General features: G+C 51.8%; 19 protein-coding genes. 8 read left to right on the forward strand and 11 right to left on the reverse strand.

Annotated features, from left to right (window positions below):
- The first annotated feature begins 1 nt into the window (after nt 1).
- A complete protein-coding gene (locus tag LQ777_RS04240) occupies nt 2–1,369 on the forward strand; it encodes a HAMP domain-containing sensor histidine kinase (RefSeq protein ID WP_232561278.1) in 1,368 nt (455 codons plus the stop codon).
- 310 nt (nt 1,370–1,679) lie between these two features.
- On the forward strand, nt 1,680–3,296 hold the full coding sequence (locus tag LQ777_RS04245; RefSeq protein ID WP_232561279.1) for a SulP family inorganic anion transporter: 1,617 nt from the start codon (nt 1,680–1,682) through the stop codon (nt 3,294–3,296).
- A 69-nt stretch (nt 3,297–3,365) separates the two neighbouring features.
- On the opposite strand, the gene LQ777_RS04250 is transcribed toward LQ777_RS04245, so the two are convergent.
- From LQ777_RS04250 to LQ777_RS04290, 9 genes are all read right to left on the reverse strand, one after another.
- The gene (locus LQ777_RS04250) at nt 3,366–5,327 is read right to left on the reverse strand and encodes a KUP/HAK/KT family potassium transporter (protein ID WP_232561280.1); all 1,962 of its coding nucleotides are present in this window, start codon (nt 5,325–5,327) and stop codon (nt 3,366–3,368) included.
- A 30-nt stretch (nt 5,328–5,357) separates the two neighbouring features.
- On the reverse strand, nt 5,358–7,121 hold the full coding sequence (locus LQ777_RS04255; RefSeq protein WP_232561281.1) for a sensor histidine kinase: 1,764 nt from the start codon (nt 7,119–7,121) through the stop codon (nt 5,358–5,360).
- On the reverse strand, nt 7,118–8,248 hold the full coding sequence (locus LQ777_RS04260; protein ID WP_232561282.1) for a sensor protein KdpD: 1,131 nt from the start codon (nt 8,246–8,248) through the stop codon (nt 7,118–7,120). Before LQ777_RS04260 ends, LQ777_RS04255 begins: the two co-directional genes overlap by 4 nt.
- A gap of 17 nt (nt 8,249–8,265) precedes the next feature.
- Nucleotides 8,266–9,414, reverse strand: coding sequence for a porin (locus LQ777_RS04265; protein WP_232561283.1), 1,149 nt, complete (start codon nt 9,412–9,414; stop codon nt 8,266–8,268).
- Nucleotides 9,415–9,506: 92 nt separating this feature from the next.
- Nucleotides 9,507–10,070 (reverse strand): K(+)-transporting ATPase subunit C, encoded by a 564-nt coding sequence (locus LQ777_RS04270; protein ID WP_232561284.1) that lies wholly within the window; start codon nt 10,068–10,070, stop codon nt 9,507–9,509.
- Between the two features lie 54 nt (nt 10,071–10,124).
- Nucleotides 10,125–12,209, reverse strand: coding sequence for a potassium-transporting ATPase subunit KdpB (kdpB, locus tag LQ777_RS04275; protein WP_232561285.1), 2,085 nt, complete (start codon nt 12,207–12,209; stop codon nt 10,125–10,127).
- Nucleotides 12,210–12,290: 81 nt separating this feature from the next.
- Nucleotides 12,291–14,012: a potassium-transporting ATPase subunit KdpA gene (gene kdpA, locus LQ777_RS04280; protein ID WP_232561286.1), complete on the reverse strand. Its 1,722-nt coding sequence runs from the start codon at nt 14,010–14,012 to the stop codon at nt 12,291–12,293.
- 69 nt (nt 14,013–14,081) lie between these two features.
- Entirely contained in the window at nt 14,082–14,192 is a 111-nt protein-coding gene (locus tag LQ777_RS04285) for a potassium-transporting ATPase subunit F (protein WP_341871365.1), read from the reverse strand.
- A 365-nt stretch (nt 14,193–14,557) separates the two neighbouring features.
- On the reverse strand, nt 14,558–15,898 hold the full coding sequence (locus LQ777_RS04290; protein WP_232561287.1) for a sigma-54-dependent transcriptional regulator: 1,341 nt from the start codon (nt 15,896–15,898) through the stop codon (nt 14,558–14,560).
- An 838-nt stretch (nt 15,899–16,736) separates the two neighbouring features.
- Between LQ777_RS04290 and LQ777_RS04295 the strand changes: the two genes are divergently transcribed.
- A complete protein-coding gene (locus tag LQ777_RS04295) occupies nt 16,737–18,101 on the forward strand; it encodes an oligosaccharide flippase family protein (RefSeq protein ID WP_232561288.1) in 1,365 nt (454 codons plus the stop codon).
- 136 nt (nt 18,102–18,237) lie between these two features.
- On the opposite strand, the gene LQ777_RS04300 is transcribed toward LQ777_RS04295, so the two are convergent.
- Nucleotides 18,238–19,920: a M28 family metallopeptidase gene (locus tag LQ777_RS04300; protein ID WP_232561289.1), complete on the reverse strand. Its 1,683-nt coding sequence runs from the start codon at nt 19,918–19,920 to the stop codon at nt 18,238–18,240.
- 187 nt (nt 19,921–20,107) lie between these two features.
- Between LQ777_RS04300 and rihA the strand changes: the two genes are divergently transcribed.
- Nucleotides 20,108–21,046 carry a pyrimidine-specific ribonucleoside hydrolase RihA gene (gene rihA, locus LQ777_RS04305; RefSeq protein ID WP_232561290.1) on the forward strand — a complete coding sequence of 313 codons (939 nt, stop codon included), beginning with the start codon at nt 20,108–20,110 and terminating at the stop codon, nt 21,044–21,046.
- Here the strand turns inward: rihA and LQ777_RS04310 are convergent.
- Nucleotides 21,043–21,630 carry a hypothetical protein gene (locus tag LQ777_RS04310; protein WP_232561291.1) on the reverse strand — a complete coding sequence of 196 codons (588 nt, stop codon included), beginning with the start codon at nt 21,628–21,630 and terminating at the stop codon, nt 21,043–21,045. The two genes, rihA and LQ777_RS04310, sit on opposite strands and share 4 nt — an antisense overlap.
- 179 nt (nt 21,631–21,809) lie before the next feature.
- Here LQ777_RS04310 and LQ777_RS04315 point away from each other — a divergent pair, with 179 nt between their 5' ends.
- From LQ777_RS04315 to LQ777_RS04330, 4 genes are all read left to right on the forward strand, one after another.
- On the forward strand, nt 21,810–23,090 hold the full coding sequence (locus LQ777_RS04315) for an alpha/beta hydrolase family protein (protein WP_232561292.1): 1,281 nt from the start codon (nt 21,810–21,812) through the stop codon (nt 23,088–23,090).
- A gap of 19 nt (nt 23,091–23,109) precedes the next feature.
- Entirely contained in the window at nt 23,110–23,661 is a 552-nt protein-coding gene (locus LQ777_RS04320) for an NUDIX hydrolase (RefSeq protein ID WP_232561293.1), read from the forward strand.
- A 113-nt stretch (nt 23,662–23,774) separates the two neighbouring features.
- A complete protein-coding gene (locus tag LQ777_RS04325; RefSeq protein ID WP_232561294.1) occupies nt 23,775–24,953 on the forward strand; it encodes a pyridoxal phosphate-dependent aminotransferase in 1,179 nt (392 codons plus the stop codon).
- The gene (locus LQ777_RS04330; RefSeq protein ID WP_232561295.1) at nt 24,944–25,801 is read left to right on the forward strand and encodes a prephenate dehydrogenase; all 858 of its coding nucleotides are present in this window, start codon (nt 24,944–24,946) and stop codon (nt 25,799–25,801) included. The genes LQ777_RS04325 and LQ777_RS04330 overlap by 10 nt, the downstream gene beginning before the upstream one ends.
- The last annotated feature ends 130 nt before the right edge of the window (nt 25,802–25,931 follow it).

Consider the following 25,931-nt stretch of genomic DNA (forward strand, 5'->3'; position numbering starts at 1 on the left):
CATGAAAATACGCGCGCGTCTTTCGCTGACCTTCGTCGGTATAGTGGCTGCCATTCTTCTGCTTTTTTCGTTTGTCGTCTACGCTACCGCTGAGTATTACCGACAGCGGGATTTTTACTTAAGGCTCAGCGATAAGGCCAAAACGACGGCCCGCCTTCTCCTCGACGAAGACGAGATTACGACGCGGCTGTTGCGGGTTATCGAGCAGAACAACCTGACGGCGCTGCCCGAAGAGCAAATCAACGTGTACGGTCAGGATAACCGGATGCTCTACGCGACTCAGGATAGCGCCATTGTGAAGCCGGAAGTGTTGACGCTTATTCGCGAAAAGAAAGAGGTTTTCTTCCGGGAGAAGCGAAAAGAAATCATCGGGTTCATTCATGTGCACAACAAGCAGGAGTACATACTCGTAGCATCCGCTCACGATCAGTACGGATTGGAAGAAATGCAGCATTTGGGGGCCATTATGGTGATGGGGTTGCTGTGTAGTCTGGCCCTGATGGGTGCAGCGGGCTGGGCGTACGCGGGACGTTCGCTACGGCCTATCTCGGATGTGGTTCAGCAAGTTAGCCGGATTACAGCTTCCAATCTGGATCAACGGGTATCGGCGGGGAATGATCACGACGAATTATCGCAGTTGGCGCACACGTTTAATCTGATGCTCGACCGGGTTCAAGAAGCGTTTGAGATGCAGCGCAATTTCGTTTCAAACGCGTCTCATGAACTGCGAACTCCGCTGACCATCATTACCGGACAGATCGAAGTAACCTTACTGAAACGACGTACGGTTGAGGAGCACGAAGCCAAATGGAAAGCGGTGCTTGAGGTGATTCACCGGATGAATAAACTGACCAATAATTTGCTGGATCTGACGCTGGTGAATCTGGAATCGACCCCGTTGAAATTCAGCGAGGTATCCGTCGATGAGGTTATTTATCAGGCTTCGCAGATGCTGGCTAACCGCCAGCCCGATTACTCAGTCGTGTTCTCTTTTGCCGGACAGATGGAGACGATACAACCGTCGCTGACTATTGCGGGTAACAAGTCGCTGTTGTATTCGGCTTTTTTCAACCTGATGGAAAACGGGTGCAAGTTTTCCGAAAACAAGCAGGTGCAGGTCACGCTTGGTGCCAACGAGCGCTGGGTAACCGTGGTATTCAAAGACGAAGGCGTCGGCATCCTCGAATCAGACATCAAACGCATCTATGAGCCATTTTTCCGCGCCGAGAACGTAAAACGGATTCACGGACACGGAGTCGGCCTACCGCTGACCTACCGAATCATTCAGCTTCATCGCGGTCAGATCGAAGTGACATCCGAAATAAACCGGGGTACTACATTCACCGTTCACCTGCCCAAAAAGTTCTAATCGATTTCTAATCAATCTCTAATCGGTTTCTCATCACCTTCTAACTAGTCCCTAATGAACCCCGTTAGCCGTTGTGCTAACTTTGTTGGGGTGGAAAAACTGTGCCTTATCGGCTGACTTGAGGTATGAGAAACAACGGCAAAAAAACGAAGAAATACATCCTCTGGCTGAACTGTCTTCCGGGAGTTTATCGGCTTTCGTGGGTAATAGCCGAACGAGTAACAGTACCTTCTATGCAAAACTAAACGCCAAAAATAAGGCAGGTAAAATCATACGTCTATCCCGCACAACCAAAAAGCTCAACGCAAAAATGGAGACAAAGAAGAGTTTTCTTCAAACAATAGATTTTAGTAATCTACAAGGTGATTTTCGGGGCGGAGCCATCTCATTCCTGGTGGCGGTGCCGCTGTGTCTGGGTATCGCGCTGGCGTCGGGCGCTCCACTTTTCGCGGGTATAATTGCCGGAATTGTCGGGGGCATCGTTGTCGGGGCTTTTAGTCGGTCGGCCGTCAGTATTTCAGGGCCAGAAGCCGGGTTGATCATCGTGACGCTCAGTGCAATTCAGGCATTGGGGTCCTTTCCGGCTTTTTTGCTGGCTACCTGTCTGGCCGGTCTGATTCAGATCGGATTAGGCTTCGCCAAAGCCGGGATGATTAGTAACTTTTTTCCGTCCTCGGTCATCAAGGGAATGCTGGCTGGGATTGGTATTATTTTGATTATAAAACAATTGCCACACCTGGTTGGCTACGATGCCGATGCGGCAGAAGGCTTTGCACTTTTTCAGCCCGGCAATTTCAATATTATTGAACAGTTGCGCATGGCACTCGGTCAGTTCCGGGCCGTAGCGATTCTGATTGCGGTGCTATCGCTGGGTATCTTCTTTTTGTGGGAGCGTCCGGCTCTTCGGCAACGGGCCTTTGTTAAAAACGTACCCGCTGCGTTGGTGGTAGTTTTGTTGGGTATCGGGATCAACGAGTTTTTTCGGATGGGCTTTCCCGAGTGGGCATTGCGGGGAAATCACCTCGTTCAGTTGCCGGTGCCCGAAAGCGCGGCTGCCTTCCTGAACTTATTCACGTTCCCTGATTTCTCGCAATGGAATAATCCGCTTGTATACACCTCGGCGGTATCTATCGCGTTGGTTGCTAGTCTGGAAGCCCTCCTGGCTATCGAAGCATCCGACGAACTGGACCCGCTAAAACGTAAAACACCGACGAATCATGAGTTGAAAGCACAGGGCATCGGTAATCTGGTTAGCGGCCTCGTTGGGGGGATACCGCTCACGTCGGTTATTGTGCGAAGTTCGGTTAGTATCAATGCGGGTGCTCGCACGAAAGTGGCCGCGCTGGTGCACGGTACATTGCTGCTGGTGTGCGTGGTAACGCTGCCTACGCTCCTGAATAAAATTCCCTGGGCAAGTCTGGCGGCTATTTTACTCGTTACGGGTTATAAACTGGCGCGGATCGAGGTCGTCAAAGGCGTTTTTGCCCAGGGTATGTCGAAATTCATTCCGTTCGTAGTGACGGTCGTTGCCATATTACTGACCGACCTGCTGATCGGTATCGGGATTGGTATGGTAGCAGGTATCTTTTTCATCCTGCGCGATCATTACCTCAACGCGCACCGGGTCCGGACGCATTGGGACAGCGACAAAGACAAAACGCGGATTTACGTACGGCTTGGTGATCACGTATCATTTCTTAGCAAAGCCCGACTGATGAAGTTGCTGAAAGGAGTACCCGACAATGCAATTGTTGAGATCGACGGAACGAACTCTTCGTACATCGACAGCGACGTTGTGACGGCTATTCAGAATTTCGGTGGTGTGGCTAAACAGCGAAACATTCAGCTTATTTTCCGGCAGGAACAGCGGAACGATTATCCGTTCAGCCATTCTCGTGCGGATATAGCAATGGAGGTAATTGAGTAACTCAGAAACATAAGGAAACCAAAAACGACTCAGGCCATTCCTCGCAGAAATGGCCTGAGTCGTTTTTGATTAATTGCGTTCTCGGATCAGCGCAATATTTTTAGGAATGGAGAAAAGGAGCGGTACGTCTTCTACCACGATGTTGTTCGTATCCAGCCCATACGCTGGCGCTTCGTGCAACGCCGTCCGCCGGATCAGGAAATAACTGTTCATGATAAGCTTCTGGCCGAGGGGCAGGTCGTTTTCGTAGGAAAGAAACGTCTTAAAGACCACGAACCGGAAATCGCCCGTTAATTTCTTTTTGCTCAACGATTGGTAGCGGCTGGTAATTTCAACTTCCTTGTCTTTGACCATATCCTCGACAACAAGCCGGAAAAACAAATTCAGGCGCGGTTCGATGCGGAATCCCAGGAAGAATTTGATGTAGTACACGTCCTGATCGGCCAGCGTTTCTACTTTGTAGCGCATGGTAAACGGCTCGTCCATAACCTCTACGTGCAACAACCAATAGACATCGGCTCGTTTGGGCGATCGGTACAAGATCGACTCAATTGTTTCAGTTTCGATCTGGTCGGCACTATCAGAACTGGTCAGGTACACAAGGTGAGTCGCGTATTTCGGGACGGTTGTGTCGTTACTGAGTTCTTTGAGCGTTTCCAGGAAGGGAGGTAGCGGTTCGAACTGAACAAAGCTGTGCTTGAGCTCTTTACCCCGGTGCCAGAGCGTCATCACCGTAATAAGAATCAACCCGAGGAGAATTGATATCCAGCCGCCTTCTTCGAACTTGATCAGATTGGCGATCAGAAACGAGCTTTCGATACCCAGGAAGAGCAGGGTTATGGCGAGGGTCAGCAACGGATTAACGCGCTTTATGCGAAGGTAAGCGTTCATCAGCACGGTAGACATGAGCATGGTGAGCGTTACGGCCAGACCGAAGGCAGCTTCCATATTTTTCGACTCCCGAAAGTGAAGTACCACGCCGATACAACCCGCCATCAAAAGCCAGTTGATCTGTGGAATGTACAATTGCCCCCGGAAATCAGTCGGGTAGACCACGCGCTGACGGGGCCAGAGCTTGAGCCGTATTGCTTCGCCAATTAGCGTAAACGATCCACTGATAAGCGCCTGGCTGGCAATAATGGTGGCGAGTGTGGCAATGCCGATGGCAAAGATCAGCAACGAGGGCGGTACAATTTCGTAGAAAGAACTCGTCGGGCCGAGCTGTTTCCCCAAATGCTGCATCAACCAGGCTGCCTGCCCGGCGTATGACAGCAGAAGCATCAGTTTCACAAAGCCCCAACTAACCCGGATATTACCCCGACCGCAGTGTCCCATGTCCGAATAGAGTGCTTCGGCTCCGGTCGTGCAAAGGAAAACACCACCCAACAGCCAGAATCCTCCGGGGTAGTCGCGCAGCAAGGTAACAACATGCCAGGGATTCAGGGCACGTAGCACCCCCGGATGCTGCACCAGCGATAAGAATCCAATAATACCGATAAAGGCAAACCAGATAACCATGATTGGGCCAAATAATCGGCCAAGCCATTGCGTGCCAAACTGTTGCGTAATAAACAGCAGAACGATGATCGCGAGTACAATCGGAACGGTGTCGAGTTTGGGATAATAAATCAGCAAGCCTTCGATGGCCGATGATACGGAAATGGGGGGCGTAATGATGCCATCAGCAAGGAGAAAGCTGCCACCGACAATTGCTGGATAAAGCATCCACCGTCCCGTGTATCGGCGCACGAGGGTATACAGCGAGAAAATACCGCCCTCGCCATTGTTGTCGGCATTGAGGGTGATGATCACGTACTTAAGCGTAGTCTGAAACGTTAGTGTCCAGAAAACAGCGGAGAACGAGCCAAGGACTAGATTTTCCGTCAGGATGCGTTCGCCGAAGATGGCTTTGTAGGTGTAGAGGGGCGATGTGCCGATGTCGCCGAAGACGATACCAATCGAAATTAGTAAGCCTTGTAAAGAAACTTTATTGAGATGAGAATGGGCAGAAGGTAGCGAAGCCGAGTTCATGCTGCAAAGCAAATTAAATCTAATCAGGCGTTAAGTACCGGGTAATCGAAAAAAGAAAACGGCTCCGGCTTCTGGGTCGGTTCGTAGCCCGATTTCGCCACCCATCGACTCGATAAATTCTTTCGAGATAGCGAGTCCCAGCCCTGTACCACTCGATTGCCCGTTGTTGCCCGGTGCCCGAAAATAACGGTCGAAAATACGATCCCGGTGCTCAGGACGAACCCCGGCTCCATAATCGCGGACTTCAAACTCGACCTGCTTACCGAGCGAAGAAACCGATACATCGATCTTGTTTTCCTCGGGGCTATGGCGTACGGCATTCGACAGAAAATTGACCAGTACCCAGGAGGCTTTATCCGGATCGGCTTTTACGGTTGGCAGGTCGGCGGGCGCATGAATGGCAAAATGAACGTTTTTTTGGCTGGCTGACACCTGAAGCGCCCGGGTTGCGTACCGGACAATGTCCATCGGCGCTACGTTTTCGATCTTGAGTTGAATCTGCCCGGATTCGACCTGCGCCATATTGACCAGTTCGCTTGTGATACTGAGCAGCCGCTCGGCATCGTCGCGGACGTGGCCGATGAGTTGCTTTTGTTCGACGTTCAGTTCGCCGATGCGACTGTCTTCCAGGAGTTTTAAACTCAGTTTGATGCTGCTGATTGGTGTTTTCAGCTCATGCGAAACCGTAGCAATGAAGTTGGTTTTGGCCTGATCAAGTTCTTTGAACGGAGTAATGTTTTCGAGCATGATGACCCAACCCGCCGGACGTAATTCACCATCGCCGGTGGGAGCGACCGTAACCGCATGAATTTGTTTGTTGAAAAAGCTTTCTTTGCCAGCGCCATCTAGTCCCGGATCGTAAATTTTCAACAGGCCGTTATAAGTCGGTTGACTGGGTGCTTCGGTCCAGTGCTCGGCCATGAGGTCCTGAATCAGCGTGCGTAGCAGGTCGTTGACGGATGCCACATCGGGCGCATAGCGTCCAACCAGCTTGGCTTCGTCAATGCCGAGCAGGCGGCACGCCACCGGATTGGCGAACAGGATTTTTTTGTTTTCGTCGAGGCCAATAATGCCGTCGCTCATCAGTTGAATCAGCGTGTCAATCCGCTTTTTCTCAAACAGCAGCTTAGCCAAGTTCGAATGTTCGTACTCGTCCAGCTTCTGCGCCATCGAGTTGAACGACCGCGCCAATTCGCCAAACTCGTCACTCGACCGAAAATGCAATCGCTCTTCAAAATTGCGGCTGGTTATTTCCCGAATCCCTCGGGTTAGCTCCCGAACGGGTCGGGCAATGTAGCTGGGGAAATTAATGATAAACGAAAAGACGATCAGAAAGCAGATAGTACCCACCACGGCCAGCAGCAGCAGCGCGTCCGTAGCGGTTTTTTCGGCGGTACCGTTCTTTCGGAACATGGCCTGCCGGTTGATGTCATCAAGCTGGAGCAAAGCCGATTGCAATCGTTTCAGGGCCGCTGAGTCGGCGGGTATCGTCTTTAGCCGGTTAAAATCGCGTCGTAAAGCGGTGGTAAGTTCCTGCTCGCCTTCTTCTGTCACATTGGCTTCCTGCTTCATCAAATTCTCGTTGAACCGGTGCAGGGCGTCGGGGTCGGTAGCCCGATCAAGCAGGGCTTTCTGCATGTCGCTGGTGTACTGAAGCGAGCTGTAATTGTCTTTTAGAATCGCCTGCGAATCGTCGGCTAGCTCATGGAGGTAATAAGCTCCCAGCCCGCCGAGTCCGAGAATGATGGCGAACATAAAGCCTAAGCCGAGCGATATTTTTGCTTTGATCGTCATGACAGAATAATCAGGTCGGTAGCGGAGTCAGATAGTTTATTCAGCAATTGGTTAAAGGCGTTTGTGCGTAAAATGACCTGAATTAAGGTAATGTGTGGTTTCCCAATGCATACGGTGGTGACTTTTCGTTGTTCCGCCGTTTCGGCAATAGCGCTGACAATGTTCTTGCTTTTAACCTGTATTACTTCCGCCCCCAGCTCCGTCGCCAGTTTAAGATTGTTGATCAAATAGCGCTGCACATCCAGTTTGATTCGGTCGGCGTCTTCGTCGGGTGTCTGAACGTAGAGTACAAACCAGCGGGATTGGTAGTAACTCGCTAGCCGTGCCGTTTTGCGAATGACCCGCCGGGCTACCTCGTGGTTACTGCTGATAGCCGCCAAAAACCGTTCTGGCTTCAACTGCGTGCTGGGCGACACCTGTGTTTCGATCTTGCGCTCGACGGCGGTAGCCACTTCTTTGAGCGCTAACTCGCGAAGTTGCAGGATCTTATCGGGCTGAAAAAAGTTGCCCAGCGCCGTTTCGACTTTCGCTCGGTCATAGATCTTACCGTCTTTAAGCCGGGTAATTAGCTCGTCGGCAGTCAGGTCGATATTGACCACTTCATCGGCCATCTGAAGCACCCGGTCAGGGACGCGTTCGGTTACATCGATGGCCGTAATCTGACGAACGGCGGAGTAAAGACTTTCAATGTGCTGAATATTAACCGCGCTGATCACATTGATGCCCGCATCCAGAATCTCCAGGACATCCTGCCAGCGTTTTTCGTTTTTCGAACCCGGAATGTTCGTATGCGCCAGTTCGTCAACGATGACCAGTTCAGGGTGTAAATTGATCACCGCCTGCAAATCCATCTCGTCGAGTTCGCGCCCTTTATAAAACAGCCGACGGCGGGCAATAACGGGTAAACCCGTAACCAGCGCCTGGGTTTCGGCCCGGTTATGGGTTTCGACAAAGCCAATCCGGACATCAATGCCCCCGCGCAACAAGGTGTGCGCTTCCTGCAACATCCGGTATGTTTTACCTACGCCGGCACTCATACCAATGTAAATTTTGAACTTCCCCCGCCTGGACTGGCGGAGGAGGTTCAAAAAATGTTCGGCGTTCTGATCGCGGTTGTCGCTCAGCATTATGGGACGATTGACGGCTAGAACGAAACAGCCAGACTGGTTGTCAGCGACGTATTGGTCCGGCTAAGGTTGCTAGTGGATTCAAAGATAGCGTCTTGGCTATTGTAGAGTTTACCTTCGATGCGGAACACCGCCGAGGGCAGGATAAAGTAGTCGACGTTGAGCGAATACCCCCAGGTTTTAAAGCCGTTCGGTGTACCCGTTGCAATGATGACACCATTCTTGTCGTCGTAGTATTCAACGCGTCCCGCCAGTTTCAGCGCGTCGCTGATCGAGTACCGCACGATAACCACGGGCGAATACCAGACGTAGCTACCAGTACCAACCCGCTGATTGTTGGAGTCGACGGGTTTGCGGTCAGCACCAATATCGAAGCCGAGAATGGCGCTGACCTTTCGGTTGGCGTTCAGGATAGTATAGACATTATTGTAGAAACGCGTCTGCTTCAGCGAGTCAGGACGATCACTACCGAGGAACGCGCTCCAATTCAGGACAACGTTGGCGTTGGGTTTGTACTGCACCTGCGTGCTGAGGGCAGGACCCGAATAGCCGGGCAATTTAGCAATCCGTTGCCAGCCATTAACGACGGAGCCAAGCAACGTCCATTTGCCGTTCGGCGTGTTGTAGGTCAGCTTGGCTCCCGACAGGTAGTAAGGCGAATTTTCGGCTACCAGGCTGCGGGTCAGCGTCCAGCAATCTTTCGAGATGGCGCTTTCGAAACCGATGTGCGATCCGAATATACCCGCGTCCAGCCATAAATCGCGCGATTTACTTAGCTTAACACCCGCATTTGCTTCAAACACGTTTCGTAACAATGGTTGTTCAGCCGCGTAGTTGTATTGGGCATACGTACCGACCTGAATCGCCAGATTAGCCCGTACGCGTTCGGCGCTGTAGGCGGCTTTCAGGAAGGCCAGGTTGATGTTGATTTCTCGGTTACGCTTGTGGTTGTACAGAAAGCCGGGCCGTTCCTGGCTGGTTTTGGGAGCCGTAAAATCGTGGGTATAATAGGCTTCTGCGTAGCCACTAATGGTAAGCCCCCCATTAGCTGGTGGGGTTGGAGCCGTGGTTGTAACAATTGTCGTATCTGTGGTTGTTTGTGCCCAGCAGGGGAGGGTAGCCGCAGCACACGCGGTAGTCAGCACGACGTAAACGAATGGTTTCATGGTTGTTTTGTTGTACTCAATGCACGAAGCGAAAAAGAACTAAATTGTTCAGCGACAGAAGGCTCCGTCGCTGAACGGGAGGGTTGATGGTGTTATTTTAGCTGGTCCAGGGCGACATTCAGTTTCAGGACATTTACCGTAGACGGACCCAAAAGCCCCAGCAGTGGACCTTTGGTTTGTTCGTCTACCAGTTGATTCAAGCGTTCGGCACCGATACCCCGGATTTTGGCGATCCGAGCCACCTGAATTTTAGCGGCTGCGGGCGACAAGTCCGGGTCAAGTCCCGAACCCGAAGCGGTGACTAATTCCGCCGGAATGTCTGCCTTCCGAATCCCCGGATTGTGCACCAGAAACGTGTCGATGCGGACCTGAACAGTTTTCAGGTAATCGGGATTGGATGGCCCTTTGTTCGAGCCAGCGGAACCGGCTGCGTTGTAATCGACGGCTGATGGACGGCCGTTAAAATACCGGTCTTCCGTGAATTTCTGACCGACTAGCGCGTATCCGACGACCTTACCGTTAACGGTGACCGTTTCGCCTTTACCACCACCCGGGGCCAATCGGCTGACGCCAGCGATCACAAGCGGATAAATAACGGATAAGATGACCAGCATCACAAGCGTGAGCCGAAGTGCGGGGCCAATGTGCATTTTCATGACGATTAATTTTTTATTGAGCCGTAACCGGGCTTGCCGGTTGCGAAGTACTATTTAGATGAATAAGCCAATAACCAGATCGATCAGTTTGATACCGATAAACGGAGCGATAATACCGCCCAGGCCGTAGATAAACAGGTTTCGACGGAGTAGCGCCGATGCGCCAATCGGTTTGTATTCGACACCCCGCAGCGCTAAAGGAATCAGCATCGGAATAATGATTGCGTTGAAAATAACCGCCGACAGAATCGCTGATTCAGAACTGTGCAGCTTCATGATGTTGATCGCCTGCAAAGCCGGGATCGATACGACGAACAGGGCGGGTACAATGGCGAAGTATTTGGCTACGTCGTTGGCAATCGAGAAGGTCGTCAGTGTACCGCGCGTAATCAACAATTGTTTACCGATTTCAACGACCTCAATCAGCTTGGTTGGGTCGTTGTCCAGGTCCACCATGTTACCCGCTTCTTTGGCCGCCTGCGTTCCTGAGTTCATCGCAACCCCTACATCGGCCTGGGCCAGTGCCGGAGCATCGTTGGTACCGTCGCCCATCATCGCGACCAGTTTACCCCCGGTTTGCTCGTGGCGGATGTAGTTCATCTTATCTTCCGGTTTGGCTTCGGCGATGAAGTCGTCTACCCCTGCTTTCTGCGCAATAAACTTGGCGGTCAGTGGGTTATCGCCCGTTACCATCACCGTCTTGACGCCCATCTTCCGAAGCCGGTCAAACCGTTCCGAAATGCCGGGTTTAATGATATCCTGCAACTCAATAACACCTTTCACAACTTCATCTTCGGAGACAACCAGCGGTGTGCCCCCGTTGGCGGCAATCTTTTTGGCTTGCTCTTCTGTTGCGCTCGGAAATGGATTGCCCGCCCGCGTCACGATGTTCCGAATGGAGTCGGTAGCCCCTTTGCGAATGCGGGTAACCGAGCCGTTCTGACCCGTCGGAATGTCGATACCCGACGAACGCGTTTCGGCGGTGAATTTGATCAATGTTGCGCCATCCGTCGATAAGCGGTTGGTCAATGTTGGACCCCACTCTCCGCTGCGCGCCAGCTCAACAATGGATTTTCCTTCCGGCGTTTCATCGGCCAGCGAACTGAGCGCCGATGCCCGCACCATGTCGTCTTCCGATACGCCCGGAGCCGGGTAAAAATGAGTTGCTTTCCGGTTACCAATTGTGATCGTTCCGGTTTTATCGAGCAGCAAAGTGTCGATGTCGCCCGCTGTTTCGACGGCCCGGCCTGACTTGGCAATAACGTTTGCCCGCAAAGCTCGGTCCATACCCGCAATTCCGATGGCCGACAGTAGCCCGCCAATCGTCGTTGGAATCAGACAGACAAACAAAGAAATCAGGGCCGCAATCGTGATCGGGGTGTTGGCGTAATCGGCAAACGGTTTGAGCGCTACGCAGACGATAATAAAAATCAAGGTAAAACCGGCTAATAGAATCGTCAGGGCGATTTCGTTCGGCGTTTTCTGGCGGCTGGCGCCTTCAACGAGAGCAATCATTTTATCGAGAAACGATTCGCCCGGCTGCGTGGTAACCTGTACTTTGATCCGGTCCGACAGCACTTTTGTACCGCCCGTGACCGACGATTTATCGCCACCGGCTTCGCGAATGACCGGAGCCGACTCGCCCGTAATCGCGGATTCGTCGATGGTAGCCAGCCCTTCAATGATTTCGCCGTCGGCGGGGATGATGTCACCCGGTTCGCAAAGAAAAATATCCCCTTTAGCGAGTTGCGCCGACGAAATAATCTCTACTTCGTTGGTGTACATGTTGCCCACCGGACGAACCACTTTGGCGGGCGTTTCCTGCCGCGTTTTGCGGAGTGATTCGGCCTGTGCCTTGCCCCGTGCTTCGGCAATGGCTTCGGCGAAGTTCGCGAACAGGATCGTCAGTAACAGAATCGCGGTAACAGCAATGTTGTAACCCAGCGAGCCTTGGGATGTGTCGCCCGTTGTGGCAATGTAAGCTGTTACCAGCACCATGACCACCGTACCGATTTCGACCGTAAACATGACCGGATTCTTGATCAGAATCGACGGACTTAATTTAACAAATGACTCCCGGATGGCGGTACCAACGAGTTCACGCTGGAATAAAGAGGGAGAAGATGATTGCTTTGCCATTGTATGGGTATGAACGATGACTCCGTTGATTTCAGGAGTGGTAGCTTCGGGTGAAACCAGCGAGATCAATGAATCAGAAAATCAGTGTTTGAGACTAAAGTACTCGGCCAGTGGACCCAGCGTCAGCGCGGGGAAGAAAGAAAGCGCCGTGATGATGAGGATGACGGCGAAAGTCATCAGGCCAAACGTGGCGGTGTCGACCGGAAGCGTACCGGCTGATTCAGGAACGAATTTCTTTTTGGCGAGCAACCCCGCAATCGCAACTGGTCCGATGATCGGAATGAACCGACCCAGGATCAGGACGATACCCGTTGCGTAGTTCCAGAAAAAATTATTGTCGCCCAATCCTTCGAAGCCCGATCCGTTGTTGGCGTTGGCCGACGTAAATTCATACAGCATTTCGGTGAATCCGTGATTGGCCGGGTTATTGAGCCAGGCCGATGGTTTGACAAGCCAATCGGACGCGACTCCCGAAACACCGTCGGCGTTGACGAAGTACCACGCGGCCAATGCCGTACCGCCTTTGACTAGTAACGTACTCAGGAGCGCTACGACGGACGCAATCTTGATCTCCCGCGCTTCGACTTTCCGTCCGAACAGTTCGGGGGTACGACCGACCATCAGCCCGGAGATAAACACGGCAATGATCAGGTAATAATAGTAGTTCAGGAAGCCGACGCCACAGCCGCCGTAGAACGCATTCGTCATCATACCCAGCAGTTCCATCGTACCCGAAAGTGCCATCGAAGAATCGTGCATGGAGTTGACCGAGCCGGTCGAAATAACGGTTGTCAGAATGCTCCAGTAAGCCGACGCCATTGGTCCAAACCGTACTTCTTTGCCTTCCATCGCCCCCGTAGGCTGGCTAACGCCCAACTGGGCAATCGCCGGGTTGCCGTGTATTTCGGCGATTAGCGTGGGAACGAGCAGGCAAAGCACGCCAAGCGTCATGACGCCATATACTACCCAGGTAAACCGTCTCCGTTTGATCAGGAAACCCAGCGCGAAAAGCATGGAAATCGGCAGGAACACCTGCGCTACCATCTCAACGATGTTGGTGAAGTAATTCGGGTTTTCGAAGGGGTGCGCCGAGTTTGCACCGAACCAGCCACCGCCGTTGGTACCAACGTGTTTAATAGCGATCATGCCAGCCGCCGGACCGCGCGAAACACCGACCGTGTCGCCCTGCATCGTGACAATGCTGTCCTTGCCGTCGAAGCTGGCTGGTGTTCCGTTGAAGGCCAGTAGCAGGGCAACGATAAAGGAAATCGGCAGTAAAACCCGGGTGATCGCCTTGACGAAGAATACGTAGAAGTTGCCGACCGTCTCGACCACCGTGGGTAAAAAAGACCGGACAATCAGCAGCAGCGAGGCCATGCCTGTAGCGGCTGATACAAACATCAGGAAGTTAATGACAAACAACTGCGTCAGGTAGGTCACGCCCGATTCGCCCGAGTAGTGTTGCAAATCGCAGTTCACCAGAAAGCTGATAGCCGTATTGAACGCCAGATCGGGGGGCATGGATGGGTTTCCGTCGGGGTTGAGCGGCAATGTTCCTTGTAGCACGAGCAGCGTGAAGGCAAACGCCAGCCACACCGCATTGATCGTTAAGAGCGCTACCAGATTTTCTTTCCAGCTCATTTCGCGGGTCGGATCAATACCGCCCAGGCGGTAGATGAACCGCTCCAAAGGGCCGTTGGCGGATTCTGGTTTAAAGACGTTGGCAATGTATTTGCCTAGTGGTATAGCCAGTAAAACGGTTATTCCGTACATAGCCACAACCCCTATTAATTCAGTTGACATTTGTTTTAAAGAGTGAAAGCGTGAATAATCAGCGGAGTATCAGCAACGTCAGCTTTTGCTCGTGGGTGATTAGAATTTTTCGGGTTTTATCAGTACGTACAGCATGTACGCGAAAACCAGAAGCGAGATGATGAATAAGCCGGTAAGCATGAGTATGGAGTGCGGGATTGAATAAGTCATCGAGTGCGTTATTGGCAGATTTTAATTGCCTGATCACTCATTGGCTCAGATGTGTTCAAACCACTCGATGACTTTATAAAAGAATAGGAAGCAGAGCAGGGCCGTTACGATCAAAAGGACGGTTTCCATGAAAGCATTTCTGTTTGGTTCGAACAGGATATGCCAAAAAGTATTCCAGTGAAAAGATAATTAGTTGCTTTGTAAGCTAATCAACTGGTGATCAATCGACTGTATGTTTTCGGCTTATGTGTTTTAGCAAACACAGTTGTCTTGACCTTCTCATTTTGGGAAGGTCAATTTTCATTTTGGGAAAGAAGAAACAGGAGATATTGTATGGGATGGCTCGAAAAACGACCAACGCTAGGCTAGCCTAATCGGTATTCTTCGATCTTTCGGTAAAGCGTACTTAAGCCAATACCCAGTAATCGGGCTGCTTCCGCTTTGTTACCGTTTGTGTGGCGTAAAACCTGTTCAATATGATTTTTTTCAACGCTTGTCAGGTCGTACGAAAACGGGGTCGAAGAGGAATTTGAAGGAGATTGAACATCCAGCGGAAGGTATTCAGGCAGTAAGGTTTGTCCGTCGCTGAGGATGACCGCCCGTTCAATGACATTTTTCAATTCGCGGATATTACCCTTCCAGTTATACCGGGTAAGGGCTTCCATAAAAGCCGGACTTAGGCTCATCTGCCTTTTGCCAATTTTGGCGGCTTCCTGCTGAGTCAGTACTTGGGCAAGCGCCGGAATGTCGTCGCGCCGGTCGCGCAGGGGAGGTAGTTCAATGGAAAACACCGAAAGCCGATAGTACAGATCCGACCGAAAAAGGCCCGACTCGGCATCGTGTTTCAGATCGCGATTCGTAGCGGCAACCACGCGTACGTCGGTTTTCGTGGGTTTTGTGTCGCCCACGCGCATAAACTCGTGCGTTTCGAGCACACGCAATAATTTAGCCTGAAGGTCGAGGGCCATTTCTCCGATTTCATCCAGAAAAATAGTGCCTTTGTTGGCTTCTTCAAACAATCCTTTTTTGTCGCGTGCGGCACCGGTAAAAGCACCCGCACGATGCCCAAAGAGTTCGCTTTCCAGAATTTCTTTGCCCAGTGCACTACAGTTGACGGCAACAAACGACCCCGTCCGGCGGGGGCTGGCCTGGTGAATGGCCTGCGCAAATACTTCCTTACCGGTTCCGGTTTCTCCGGTCAGCAGCACGGTGGTATCGGTCACCGCTACCCGGCGCGCCAGATCCACCGCCTGTTGAATGGCTTTTGAGTGGCCTATGATCTTCTCGAAACCGTACTTCTGCTGGACCTGCTCTTCCAGCCGCTTGATCCGAAATTGCAGTTCCGCTTTTTCGATAGCCCGGCTCACCAGCGGAATGATTTTATCGTTGTCGTCGCCTTTGGTGATGTAGTCGAACGCGCCGTTTTTAATTGCTTTCACGCCGTCGGCAATGGTGCCATACGCGGTCAGTACGATAACCTCCGTAGCTGGTTGCATCTTTTTTACCTGCGCGGTCAGATCGATACCATTGCCATCGGGTAGCTTTACATCGCTGATGACCAACTGCACTTCGGTGCGTTCCAACGTACGAAGCCCGCTCCGGACATCGTCTGCTTCCAGAACCTGATAATCTTCTAACGTCAGGATTCGAGCGAGCAACTGACGGAGTTTAGGTTCGTCGTCAATAATCAGGATGGTGCCAGGCATAGGGGTAAGTGCCGGTTGGGCGTAATGGAGAGGCCGGAGTCGGCTTGATTCGTTCGGCAAAGATGATAAAGCCGTTGAGGATTTTCAGCGCGAGCGACCAAATAAATTACGTACTGATTCGCAGCCAGCTCCGAACCGACACCTTAAACCCGACTGTAACTCGCCGTTCGGTTTTCGAAATAATGACCAACAGGCTGATTGTAGTGGGTGTTTAACCACCAATTCATTTACTCAACAGCTTAAGGGTGATGGCTGATTCATATCACTTCCTAGGAACGTTCGCCGAATTGATTGGAAACAATCCTTTGGGTAAGTCATCGATAGGTTCATCTGGCGATTTGGGGCAAATAATACAGCTTTTGGGATAAATGTTATAGTGGCTGATACATATGTTATAGTCCAGAAAGGACTTGCTCCGTTACCTTTGCCTGTCTTGGCTATTCAACAATTGCCGTCGACCCCAGGTGTTTAGCCAGGACTGTCCCGTTAATGTTAGAGCACGGGCTACATCGAATACAGCTTCAATGCGGAAGCGGGCAACCTGATTTCGAAGGATGAGTGGGGTCCCCTGGATGTTCCGCTCTGTAAGCAGGACTGCAATACGTTTAACCAGCGCGATGGCTATTCGTATAGCAACAACAGCAGTTACTCAACCCCGGATCTCGGCTTGCTCCGCCTGAAATTGGGCGTTTTTAACTAAGCGTTGCAGGCCATAGATCGAGTAATTGACAGCGATACTCCACTGGGCTAAGCTACCCTGTAAGAGCGGTTCTTTGTCAGCAAAATCCAGTGAGTGCTGAGCAACATACAACTGATCTTTACCGAATTATCTATCCGCATGCTATCAACGATACGTTATCAGCTACAAACTTATATTAATACAACCCACCCCCGGACCCGGAAAATACACATCAATACCGTATTCAGTTTATTCAGTAAGGCCGGTAGCATGGGGGTATCACTGCTGTTAGTTCCCTTAACGATTGATTACTTATCGGAAGCTACGTACGGTACCTGGGTGACCATTAGCTCAATGACTTCTATGCTCATGTTTTTCGATTTAGGCATTGGTAATGGTCTACGCAACAAATTTGCGGAGGCTGTTTCTAAGCAAGATCGCAGGCTAGCACAGACGTTGGTAAGCACCGCCTATGGTATTTTCGGTATCGTGCAAATAGGCTTTATCGTATTGTTTTTTCTCTTCATTAATTACATTCCCTGGGCGCGGTTGCTCAATACGACTATTGATCAGCAGCAATTGCAACTCGTGCTGCTGGTAATGATCGTGGCTATGGCCATCAAATTGGTACTCGACATTCTGACGTATGTGCTGCTGGCGTTGCAGGAGTCGGGTCAGGTAAACGTGATTAATTTTTTGGCGAACGGGCTAGTGCTAATTACTACCTACGCACTCACCCAGTTTAGCCACAACAAGTTGATTTATCTGGCTGCGGTGACGGCCCTAAGTCCGATCCTGGTGCTGCTGGTGAGCGGTATCCTGTTCTATCGATCTCGCCTAACCATATACCGGCCATTGGTTGGACTCATCGACTGGACTCATGCCCGAAGTATCTTATCGCTCGGCTACAAGTTTTTTCTGATTCAGCTCTGTTTTATCGTGGTATTTTATACCGATAATCTACTGATCAATTATCTATTTGGCCCCGTAGCGGTAACCACCTATTCGATTGCCTTTCGCTATTTTATGATTGTCAACACGTTGTTTGGGCTGGTTGCTGTACCCTACTGGTCGGCCTTTACGGAAGCCTCTACCCGGAATGACATAACGTGGATGAAACAGACGTGTCGGCACTTGTACAAGCTGTGGCTGGGCTTAGTAGGCGTGGTGACCTTGATGGTTGTGTTCGCCCAGCCGGTCTATACGCTTTGGGTTGGTCAGCGGGTAAGCGTTCCGGTAGAACTAAGTAGTAGTTTAGGCTTGTTTGTGATCATTACCAACTGGAATCTGGTAGCCAGCACGGTGCTCAATGGACTAGGCAAAATGCGCTTGCAAGTCTACTATGCCCTCCTGACAGCGGTGACCAACATTGCTTTAGCGCTGTTTTTCGGGAAGTTCTTGGGGTGGGGGAGTACAGGTGTGGTGTTGGCCTCGGTTGTGGCGTTGTTGTGGGGAGCGATTCTGGGTACAATCCAGATGTACAAACTGCTTAAAGGAACGGCCTCTGGCTTCTGGAATCAATAAGCTGCTTGTTTATTGATGATTCCAGGACTCATCGGGGCTTAGCGTTGTCTGGAAGCATGAACAAGAGAGGGTTTATCATCAGAAACAATTGACTCCTGACGATAAACCCTCTCTCGTTGCTTGACCGATTATCCGTTTATTTTATGACACTGGTTTGACCGAACTTGGTCCCAAAAAAATCAGCCTTGTTCCACGTTGGGCGGCTGTCGGCCTGGGCGGCTAAGTAGCCAATCAGAAACTGCAACTGCACGTGTTTGGCCGCAGCGTTAAAATCGAACGGTTGATTGATGTCGTCCTGTGGCGAATGGTAGATCGTCGCCCGCCAGTCGAGGTTGAGCTTCGTCCCGTCGAGTTTAGGATTGCCCGTCTGAGAGCCGCTTTTAATGTAAATAGCTGGAATTCCCTGCCGGACAAAGCTGAAATGATCGCTTCGCATAAACACGGTCTGTTCGGGAATTGGGTCAGGGCTAATTTGCACGCCCACAAAGTCAGCAGCCAGTTTCGTTTCGCGTCCCAGGCTCGAATGTTCTGCGCCATACGGAACAATGTCGAGCAACGGATGGAAAAAGAAAGGCATGTCCAAGCAGAAATTCGCGACGATTTTTTCTTTCGGTACGGTCGGATTGCTGGCGAAGTAATCGGAACCGAGTAACCCCATTTCTTCGCCCGTAACGCCAACGAACACGATTGAACGTCGGGGGGCTTTCGGTAATGCAGCAAATAAACGAGCCGTTTCGAGGTTGATGGCGACGCCCGATGCGTTGTCGTGCGCACCGTTGTAAATCGAATCGCCCGGCGTGGATGCGCCGTTCACGGGTCGGCCAATACCCAGGTGATCGAGATGCGCGACGTAAACGATGTACTCATTCTTGAGAATCGGGTCGGAGCCGGGTAGAACGGCCACTACGTTTTGTCCCGCGACGTCTTCCACTACATCGGTTTGGGTGCGCATCCGTACCGAAATATTCAGCGGGAAAGCTTGTGGTCGGTTCTTCAGGGCAGCGGCAACCGCATCGGTAAACGAAGTTCCGGCATTGGCAAAGACCAACCGCGCTGCCGAATCGCTTAGCGAAGCTGATCCTTTCAAACTGGGAAAGGTGCGCTGGGGTTTGCCGCGTTTGTCGAGCCAGCGGTAGATGCCTTGCCGGGCGCGTGGAGCGGCTGTTTCGATGCGATTGCGCAGGTCGGTGGGCAGGCTAAACGACAGAACGCCCACGGCACCGTGAGCCGCAGCCATTTCGGCTTTTGCCGATGAATAATAAGCTCGCTGGTTCGACGGGAAAGCGGTTGGTGCTCCGTTGGCATACGCTACGATTTTTCCTTTCACGTCAATGTTGGTGTAATCGTCGTAACCCAGTTCCGGGGCCGAAACGCCATAGCCGACAAAAACGACGGGCGCATTGACATCGCTATCCGCATGGTCGGGGTTAGGGTTCAGGATAAACTGCTTACCGTACGTCAAAAGCTGGTTATTGCCTTTATTTGACAAGGTCAGCGAACTGGTTTTTTCCCGCACCTGCCACCGGCGTAGCGGTACCGCCTGACGGTACGTGTTGTTTTCGCCAGCCGGTTGCAGACCCAGCGCTTCCAGTTGCGTTTGTACGTAATTGGCCGCCAAGGCAAACCCCCGAGTACCGGGCTTACGACCTTCGAGCGCATCGTCGGCCAGAAAACGCATGGCCGCTCGGATCGCTTCGGGTCGAACCGTTTTGGCAACGGCCTGGGCTTCGGTGGGTATCGTACCCGGTTGGGCAAAAGAGAGTGCCGCTCCACCTAGACTTAGGAGTAGGGTGAGCGGGAGAGAAACAGAAAAACGCATGATGCAACGCTGAAATACGAAAACAATTGACTAAGATAGCCGACGATTTCGTGTCGATCAAATGGTACCGAAGCTACTAGCCGCAGTACGGTTGGTTTCCTGTAAACGGGCGATAGCGTTTATCGCCGTAGCTATTCGACCTGAGTGGTTATCGTAGCGAGACGAATGAACTGAATGTAAATTGACAATGAAGAAAGTACCGGTAATTATTGACTGCGATCCCGGCCACGACGATGCTGTAATGCTTATGCTGGCGGTTGGCAGTGGCTTGTTTGATATAAAAGCGATCACTACCTCAGCGGGTAATCAGACGCAGGAAAAAACGCTCAAAAATGCGCTTCGGCTAAAGACGCTACTGGCGATTGACACGCCCATTTACAAAGGAAGTGACAAGCCGTTGTTTCGTAATCTGATCATTGCCGATCAGGTGCACGGCGAAATGGGAATGGACGGACCTATCCTGCCGGAGCCGGTCATCACGCCAGAGTCTTTGTCGGCTATCGAAGCGATTGCCAACATCCTGACGGAGAGTTCAGAAAAGATAACGATTGTACCAACCGGTCCTCTGACGAACATTGCTACGTTTCTGCTGGCTTATCCGCACCTGAAACCGCGCATTGAGCGAATCTCGATGATGGGTGGTGGCGCTTTTCGGGGAAACATGACGCCTACTGCCGAGTTCAACATTTACGTCGATCCCGAAGCGGCTGCCATTGTTTTTCAGTCGGGCGTGCCGATTACCATGTGCGGTCTGGACGTTACGCACAAGGCGCTGGTTTTTCAGGAAGACATCGAACGCTTCCGCTCGATTGGCAACCGGACGGGGCAGGTCATCGCCGAACTGATGGACTTTTTTTCGATCTTTTACCGGAAAGAACGGCCCGAACTCGACGGTGGTGCCGCACTACACGATCCCTGCGCCATCGCGTGGCTGATCGATCCGTCCATGTTTCAGTCGAAAGCCTGTTATGTCGATGTAGAAGTGACGGGTAAACTGACTGCCGGAACGACGGTCGTTGATTTCTTCGACGTGCTTAAAAAGACGCCCAACGCCGAAGTCGTCTATGACATCGACCGCGAAAAATACATTCAACTGATCTACGATTCGGTTCTTGGGTTGCCCTAGAACCAGGGTCGTCTGACTTTGAACGAACGCTTGAGGCCGCTGATCAGCAACAGGGCACCGATGATGCCGAAGATGACAGCCAGTATCGTAACGTGCAGAATGGCGAACAACACCGCTACGATAAGCACAATGACGGACGCTTTCAGTTTCCAGCTGATGCGCTGCCACCAGTTAAGTTCTTCGCGGAGCGGCATGCCTAAACTTTGCCGGATTTTGTTGCCAAGCCGGAGTTGCCCTTTGGGTTTGGGCTTCGGACGCGGTTGCTGACTAAGCGATTCCGTGGATTTCGACAACAACGACTGAACCCGGTGCATCCGCTGCTGAACCCGGCTCGTAACGGATGCGCTAAACTCATTTTCGCGACTGGCAACTGCCGGGGCGGCTGCCTCTGCCGTACTTATAATAGGCTGTTCACTGGCCAGAGCCGAATCCGGAACGGCTGGTGCTGGAAGCGTAGCAGGACGATCAACGGCTAACCGGGCAGCCGCTGGGTGGGCTGTGTGTTGAAAATAAGCGACGGGCCGGTGGCAGGACGAAAGAGAAAAGTATAACGCAGTAACGAAAAGGACGGCGGTATTTTTCATCAGGCTATGTTGTACGAGCGGAAATGGCAAATGCAAAACGTTCCCATACAACGAATCGGAATGGCTAGTTGATATGAATTTAGAAAAAAAGTCTACTAAGCCGTTTTCGTTTGCCCTGAAAATAAGCTAGATAAGTATGATCGGTAGCGCATCTTTCTTTTGTCGTAAACTCTCGTTCCATGAAGCGAATTCTGATCGGACTGTCTCTTAACCTTTGCGTACTCGGTTTGGTCAACGGACAGGCAACGGAGCCGACGTACAACTACGACGAAGCAAAAGTAGGAACCTACACACTACCCGACCCGCTGCTTACAAAAAGTGGTCAGCGCGTAACGGACAAAAAAGGATGGGAGCGTCGCCGGGGCGAACTGCTGGATCTGTTTGCCCAACACGTGTACGGTCAAACGCCCACCGACAAGGTGAAATTGCGGTTTCAAACCGTAAAGACGGATAACAATGCCCTGAACGGGCTGGCGATTCGGAAACAGGTGTCTATTCGCTTCGTCGATTATCCGAAACTTCCGCCGATTGAGGTGCTGTTGTACGTACCGAAGTCCGCTAAAAAATCAGTTCCGGTATTTCTCGGGCTAAATTTCTGCGGCAATCACTGCGTAACTACGGAAACTGACATACCGCTTTCGACGCGATGGATGAGCAAAGCTGCGGACGTTACAACAGACGGACCGAACGGCGAACCCCGCGCTACCGAAAAAGCCCGTGGCTTGCAGGTTCGGCGCTGGCCTATCGAAACAATTTTGAAGCGGGGCTACGCGCTGGCAACGGCTTATTACGGCGATATTGAACCGGATCACCCACAGGGTTGGCGTTCGGGAATCCGCTCGGTTTTGGGCGATACCAGCCGCGCGGATAACTGGGGAGCCATTGGAGCCTGGGCCTGGGGAATGAGCCGTATTGCCGATTACCTTGCCACCGAATCGGCGATTGATGCACAGCGGATTATTAGTATTGGCCATTCACGCATCGGGAAAGCTGCTTTGTGGGCGGGGGCGCAGGACAAACGTTTTGCCGCCGTAATTGCCAATGAAGCCGGAGAAGGCGGTTCGGCACTAGCCCGACGGTGGTACGGCGAAACCGTTGAACGAATCAATACGTCTTTCCCGCACTGGTTTTGCAACCGGTACAAAACCTACAACAAACGTGTTTCTGACTTGCCCGTCGATCAGCATGAACTGCTGGCGCTGGTAGCACCGCGACCGTTGTACGTTGCCAGCGCGGAGGAAGACCAATGGTCGGACCCGAAAGGAGAGTTTTTGGGAGCGGTTCAGACCGAGCCTGTGTACCGCCTGTATGGTAAAGTAGGGCTGGGAACGACCACCCTTCCAGTGGTCAATCAACCGGTTGGGCAAACCGTGCGCTACCACGACCGCACCGGTAAGCACGACGTTACGGACTACGACTGGGAGCATTACCTGCGGTTTGCGGATGAATTAGTTCGGTAGTCCTGCCTACCTTTGCGGTATGACTCCCGATAACGATCCCCGTCCGTGGACGGTTGAAAGCTCCGAATACATTCACCAGTTGCCGTGGTTTACGGTTCGTAAGGATGCCATCCGAATGGAAAGTGGCGGCTCAATTCCCGATTATTTTATTCTTGAATACCCCGATTGGATCAACGTCGTCGCGGTGACAACGGACGGCCAATTGGTGCTGATCCGGCAGTATCGCCACGGCATCGCAGGGGTTCACTACGAACTATGCGCGGGTGTTGTCGATCCGAACGAAGATCCGCTTGTGGCAGCCCAGCGCGAACTACTAGAGGAGACGGGTTTCGGGGGCGGTCAGTGGACACCGTTGATGACACTCTCTGCCAATCCGGGGACACACGCTAACCTGACCCATGCTTTTCTGGCAGTGGGCGTAGAATTGCAACAGGCGCAGCATCTCGAAATAACCGAAGAAATTACGGTCCATGTGGTGTCGCCGGAACGCACCTGGGAAATTATCAATAACGGCGAAATGATGCAGAGCCTTCATCTGGCTCCTTTGCTGAAGTATCTGGCTGGTCGATGATTCTTTATATTTCCTGACCAGCTGGACTTATTTCGCGGTATCTTTGCGGTTCACTATTGGGATTGGGTTGATTTGTTGAACAGGCAACCCAATTTGAAGACGAATCGTTAGGAATGATCATCCCTCTTGCCCACCGCGCTGATCAAACGCAGGAATACTATTTTTCGGTAAAACTGACCGAAGTCCGTCGCTTACAGGCGGCTGGAAACGATGTAATTAACCTGGGTATCGGGAACCCGGACCTGATGCCGTCGGCCAATACGATCGATGCGCTTATTCAGTCGGCGCAACAGCCAACGGCGCATGGGTATCAACCGTATAAAGGTACCCCCGGCCTACGTAAGGCTATAGTGCAATTTTATGCGCATACCTATGGTGTGCCCCTCGATGCCGATACCGAAATTTTACCGCTGATCGGTTCGAAAGAAGGCATTACGCATATCTCGATGACCTTTTTGAACGAAGGCGATCGGGTCCTTGTCCCTGAACTGGGTTATCCGGCCTACCGGGCCGTGAGCAGCATGGTAGGGGCGAAGGTTGATGAGTATCCGTTGCTGGAATACGGTGGCTGGCAACCCGATTGGGACGTTATGGCTGAGCTGGTGGCGCAGTCGTCGGACAGCGGGCGGACCAAAATTCTGTGGATGAATTATCCGCACATGCCGACGGGCGCACCTGCTACCCACGCGTTGTTCGAGCGTGCCGTACGGTTTGCGCATGATCATCGGATATTGCTCTGCCACGATAATCCGTACAGCCTGATTCTAAACAAAAAATCACCCATCAGTCTCTTGTCCATCGATGGAGCGAAGGACGTGGCTATCGAACTAAATTCGTTGAGCAAATCGCACAATATGGCCGGTTGGCGCATTGGCTGGATGGCTGGTACCAAAGCGTACGTCGATGCGGTGCTGACGATGAAGAGCAACGTCGATTCGGGGCAGTTTAAACCGCTGATGGACGCAGCCTCCGAAGCGCTGACCAACTCCGACGACTGGCATCGGGAGCGTAACGCCGTTTATCAGGGACGATTGGATGCTATTCACGCGTTTCTGGATGCGCTTGGCTGCACGTATACCACCGATCAGGAAGGATTATTCATCTGGGCTAAACTACCCGAGTCGGTGGAGTCGGCGGAGAAGCTAGTGGATGATCTGCTACAAACGAAACATATATTTATCGCACCGGGCTTCATCTTTGGACCGAAAGGTAATCGCTACATCCGGGTGTCACTCTGCATGCCAAAAGAACGCATTGAAGAGGCCGTAAAACGCTTAACATCATGGTCGTAAGTATAGTGGGAATAGGGTTGCTAGGCGGGTCGTTCGCGCTGGCAATTCGTGAGAAATATCCGAAAATGCGCTTTATCGGCGTCGATGCGTCGGTTGTGAATGGTCAGCTGGCGTTGGCTAAAGGCATTGTTGATGAGGTGTTGCCACTGGCCGAAGCGGTAGCGCAAAGTACGCTGGTTGTCATGGCTACGCCGGTCAATGTTATTATTGATCTGTTGCCGGTTGTGCTTGAGCATTTGCCGCCGGGGGCTACCGTAATCGATCTGGGATCAACAAAAGGGCTGATCTGTAGCATTGCCGATGCGCACCCCAAGCGGGCGCAGTTCGTCGCCGTTCACCCGATGGCCGGAACCGAAAATTCGGGACCCGGCGCGGCTTTCAAAGAGTTGCTGCCCGGTAAGAACCTGATTGTCTGCGATCGGGAGAAAAGCAATCCAGAAAGCCTGACGCTCACCGAAAGCCTGTTCCGGGATATTGGCATGAAGTTGTTTTACATGACTCCGAAAGAGCATGACCTGCATCTTGCCTACGTATCGCACCTGAGTCACATCAGCGCATTTGCCCTCGGGTTGACGGTGCTGGAAAAAGAAAAAGACGAGCAGGCCATTTTCGACATGGCGAGTACCGGCTTTAGCTCGACGGTGCGACTGGCCAAAAGCTCTCCGCAGATGTGGGCACCCATTTTTGACCAGAATCGGGCGAATGTTTCGGATGCGCTGACGGCTTATATCGAATTTCTGCAACGTTTCAAAGAAGTTATCGACAACCAGGATTTGACGACCTCCTTCGAGTTTATGCAGCGAGCCAACGTCATTCGGCGCGTACTGGACGGTATTGAAAAACGGTAATAATTTTATTGCCGACAGACACTTAGACGGAGTTATCTAAAAACTTGACAGCACGGGTTATACAAAAAACGTTTCTGTTGGTTTATGAAGAGAATACAGGACAGTCATACTTGTCCCGTTTCTGACTAAC

The organism is Spirosoma oryzicola, assembly GCF_021233055.1.
Taxonomy (GTDB): Bacteria; Bacteroidota; Bacteroidia; order Cytophagales; family Spirosomataceae; genus Spirosoma; species Spirosoma oryzicola.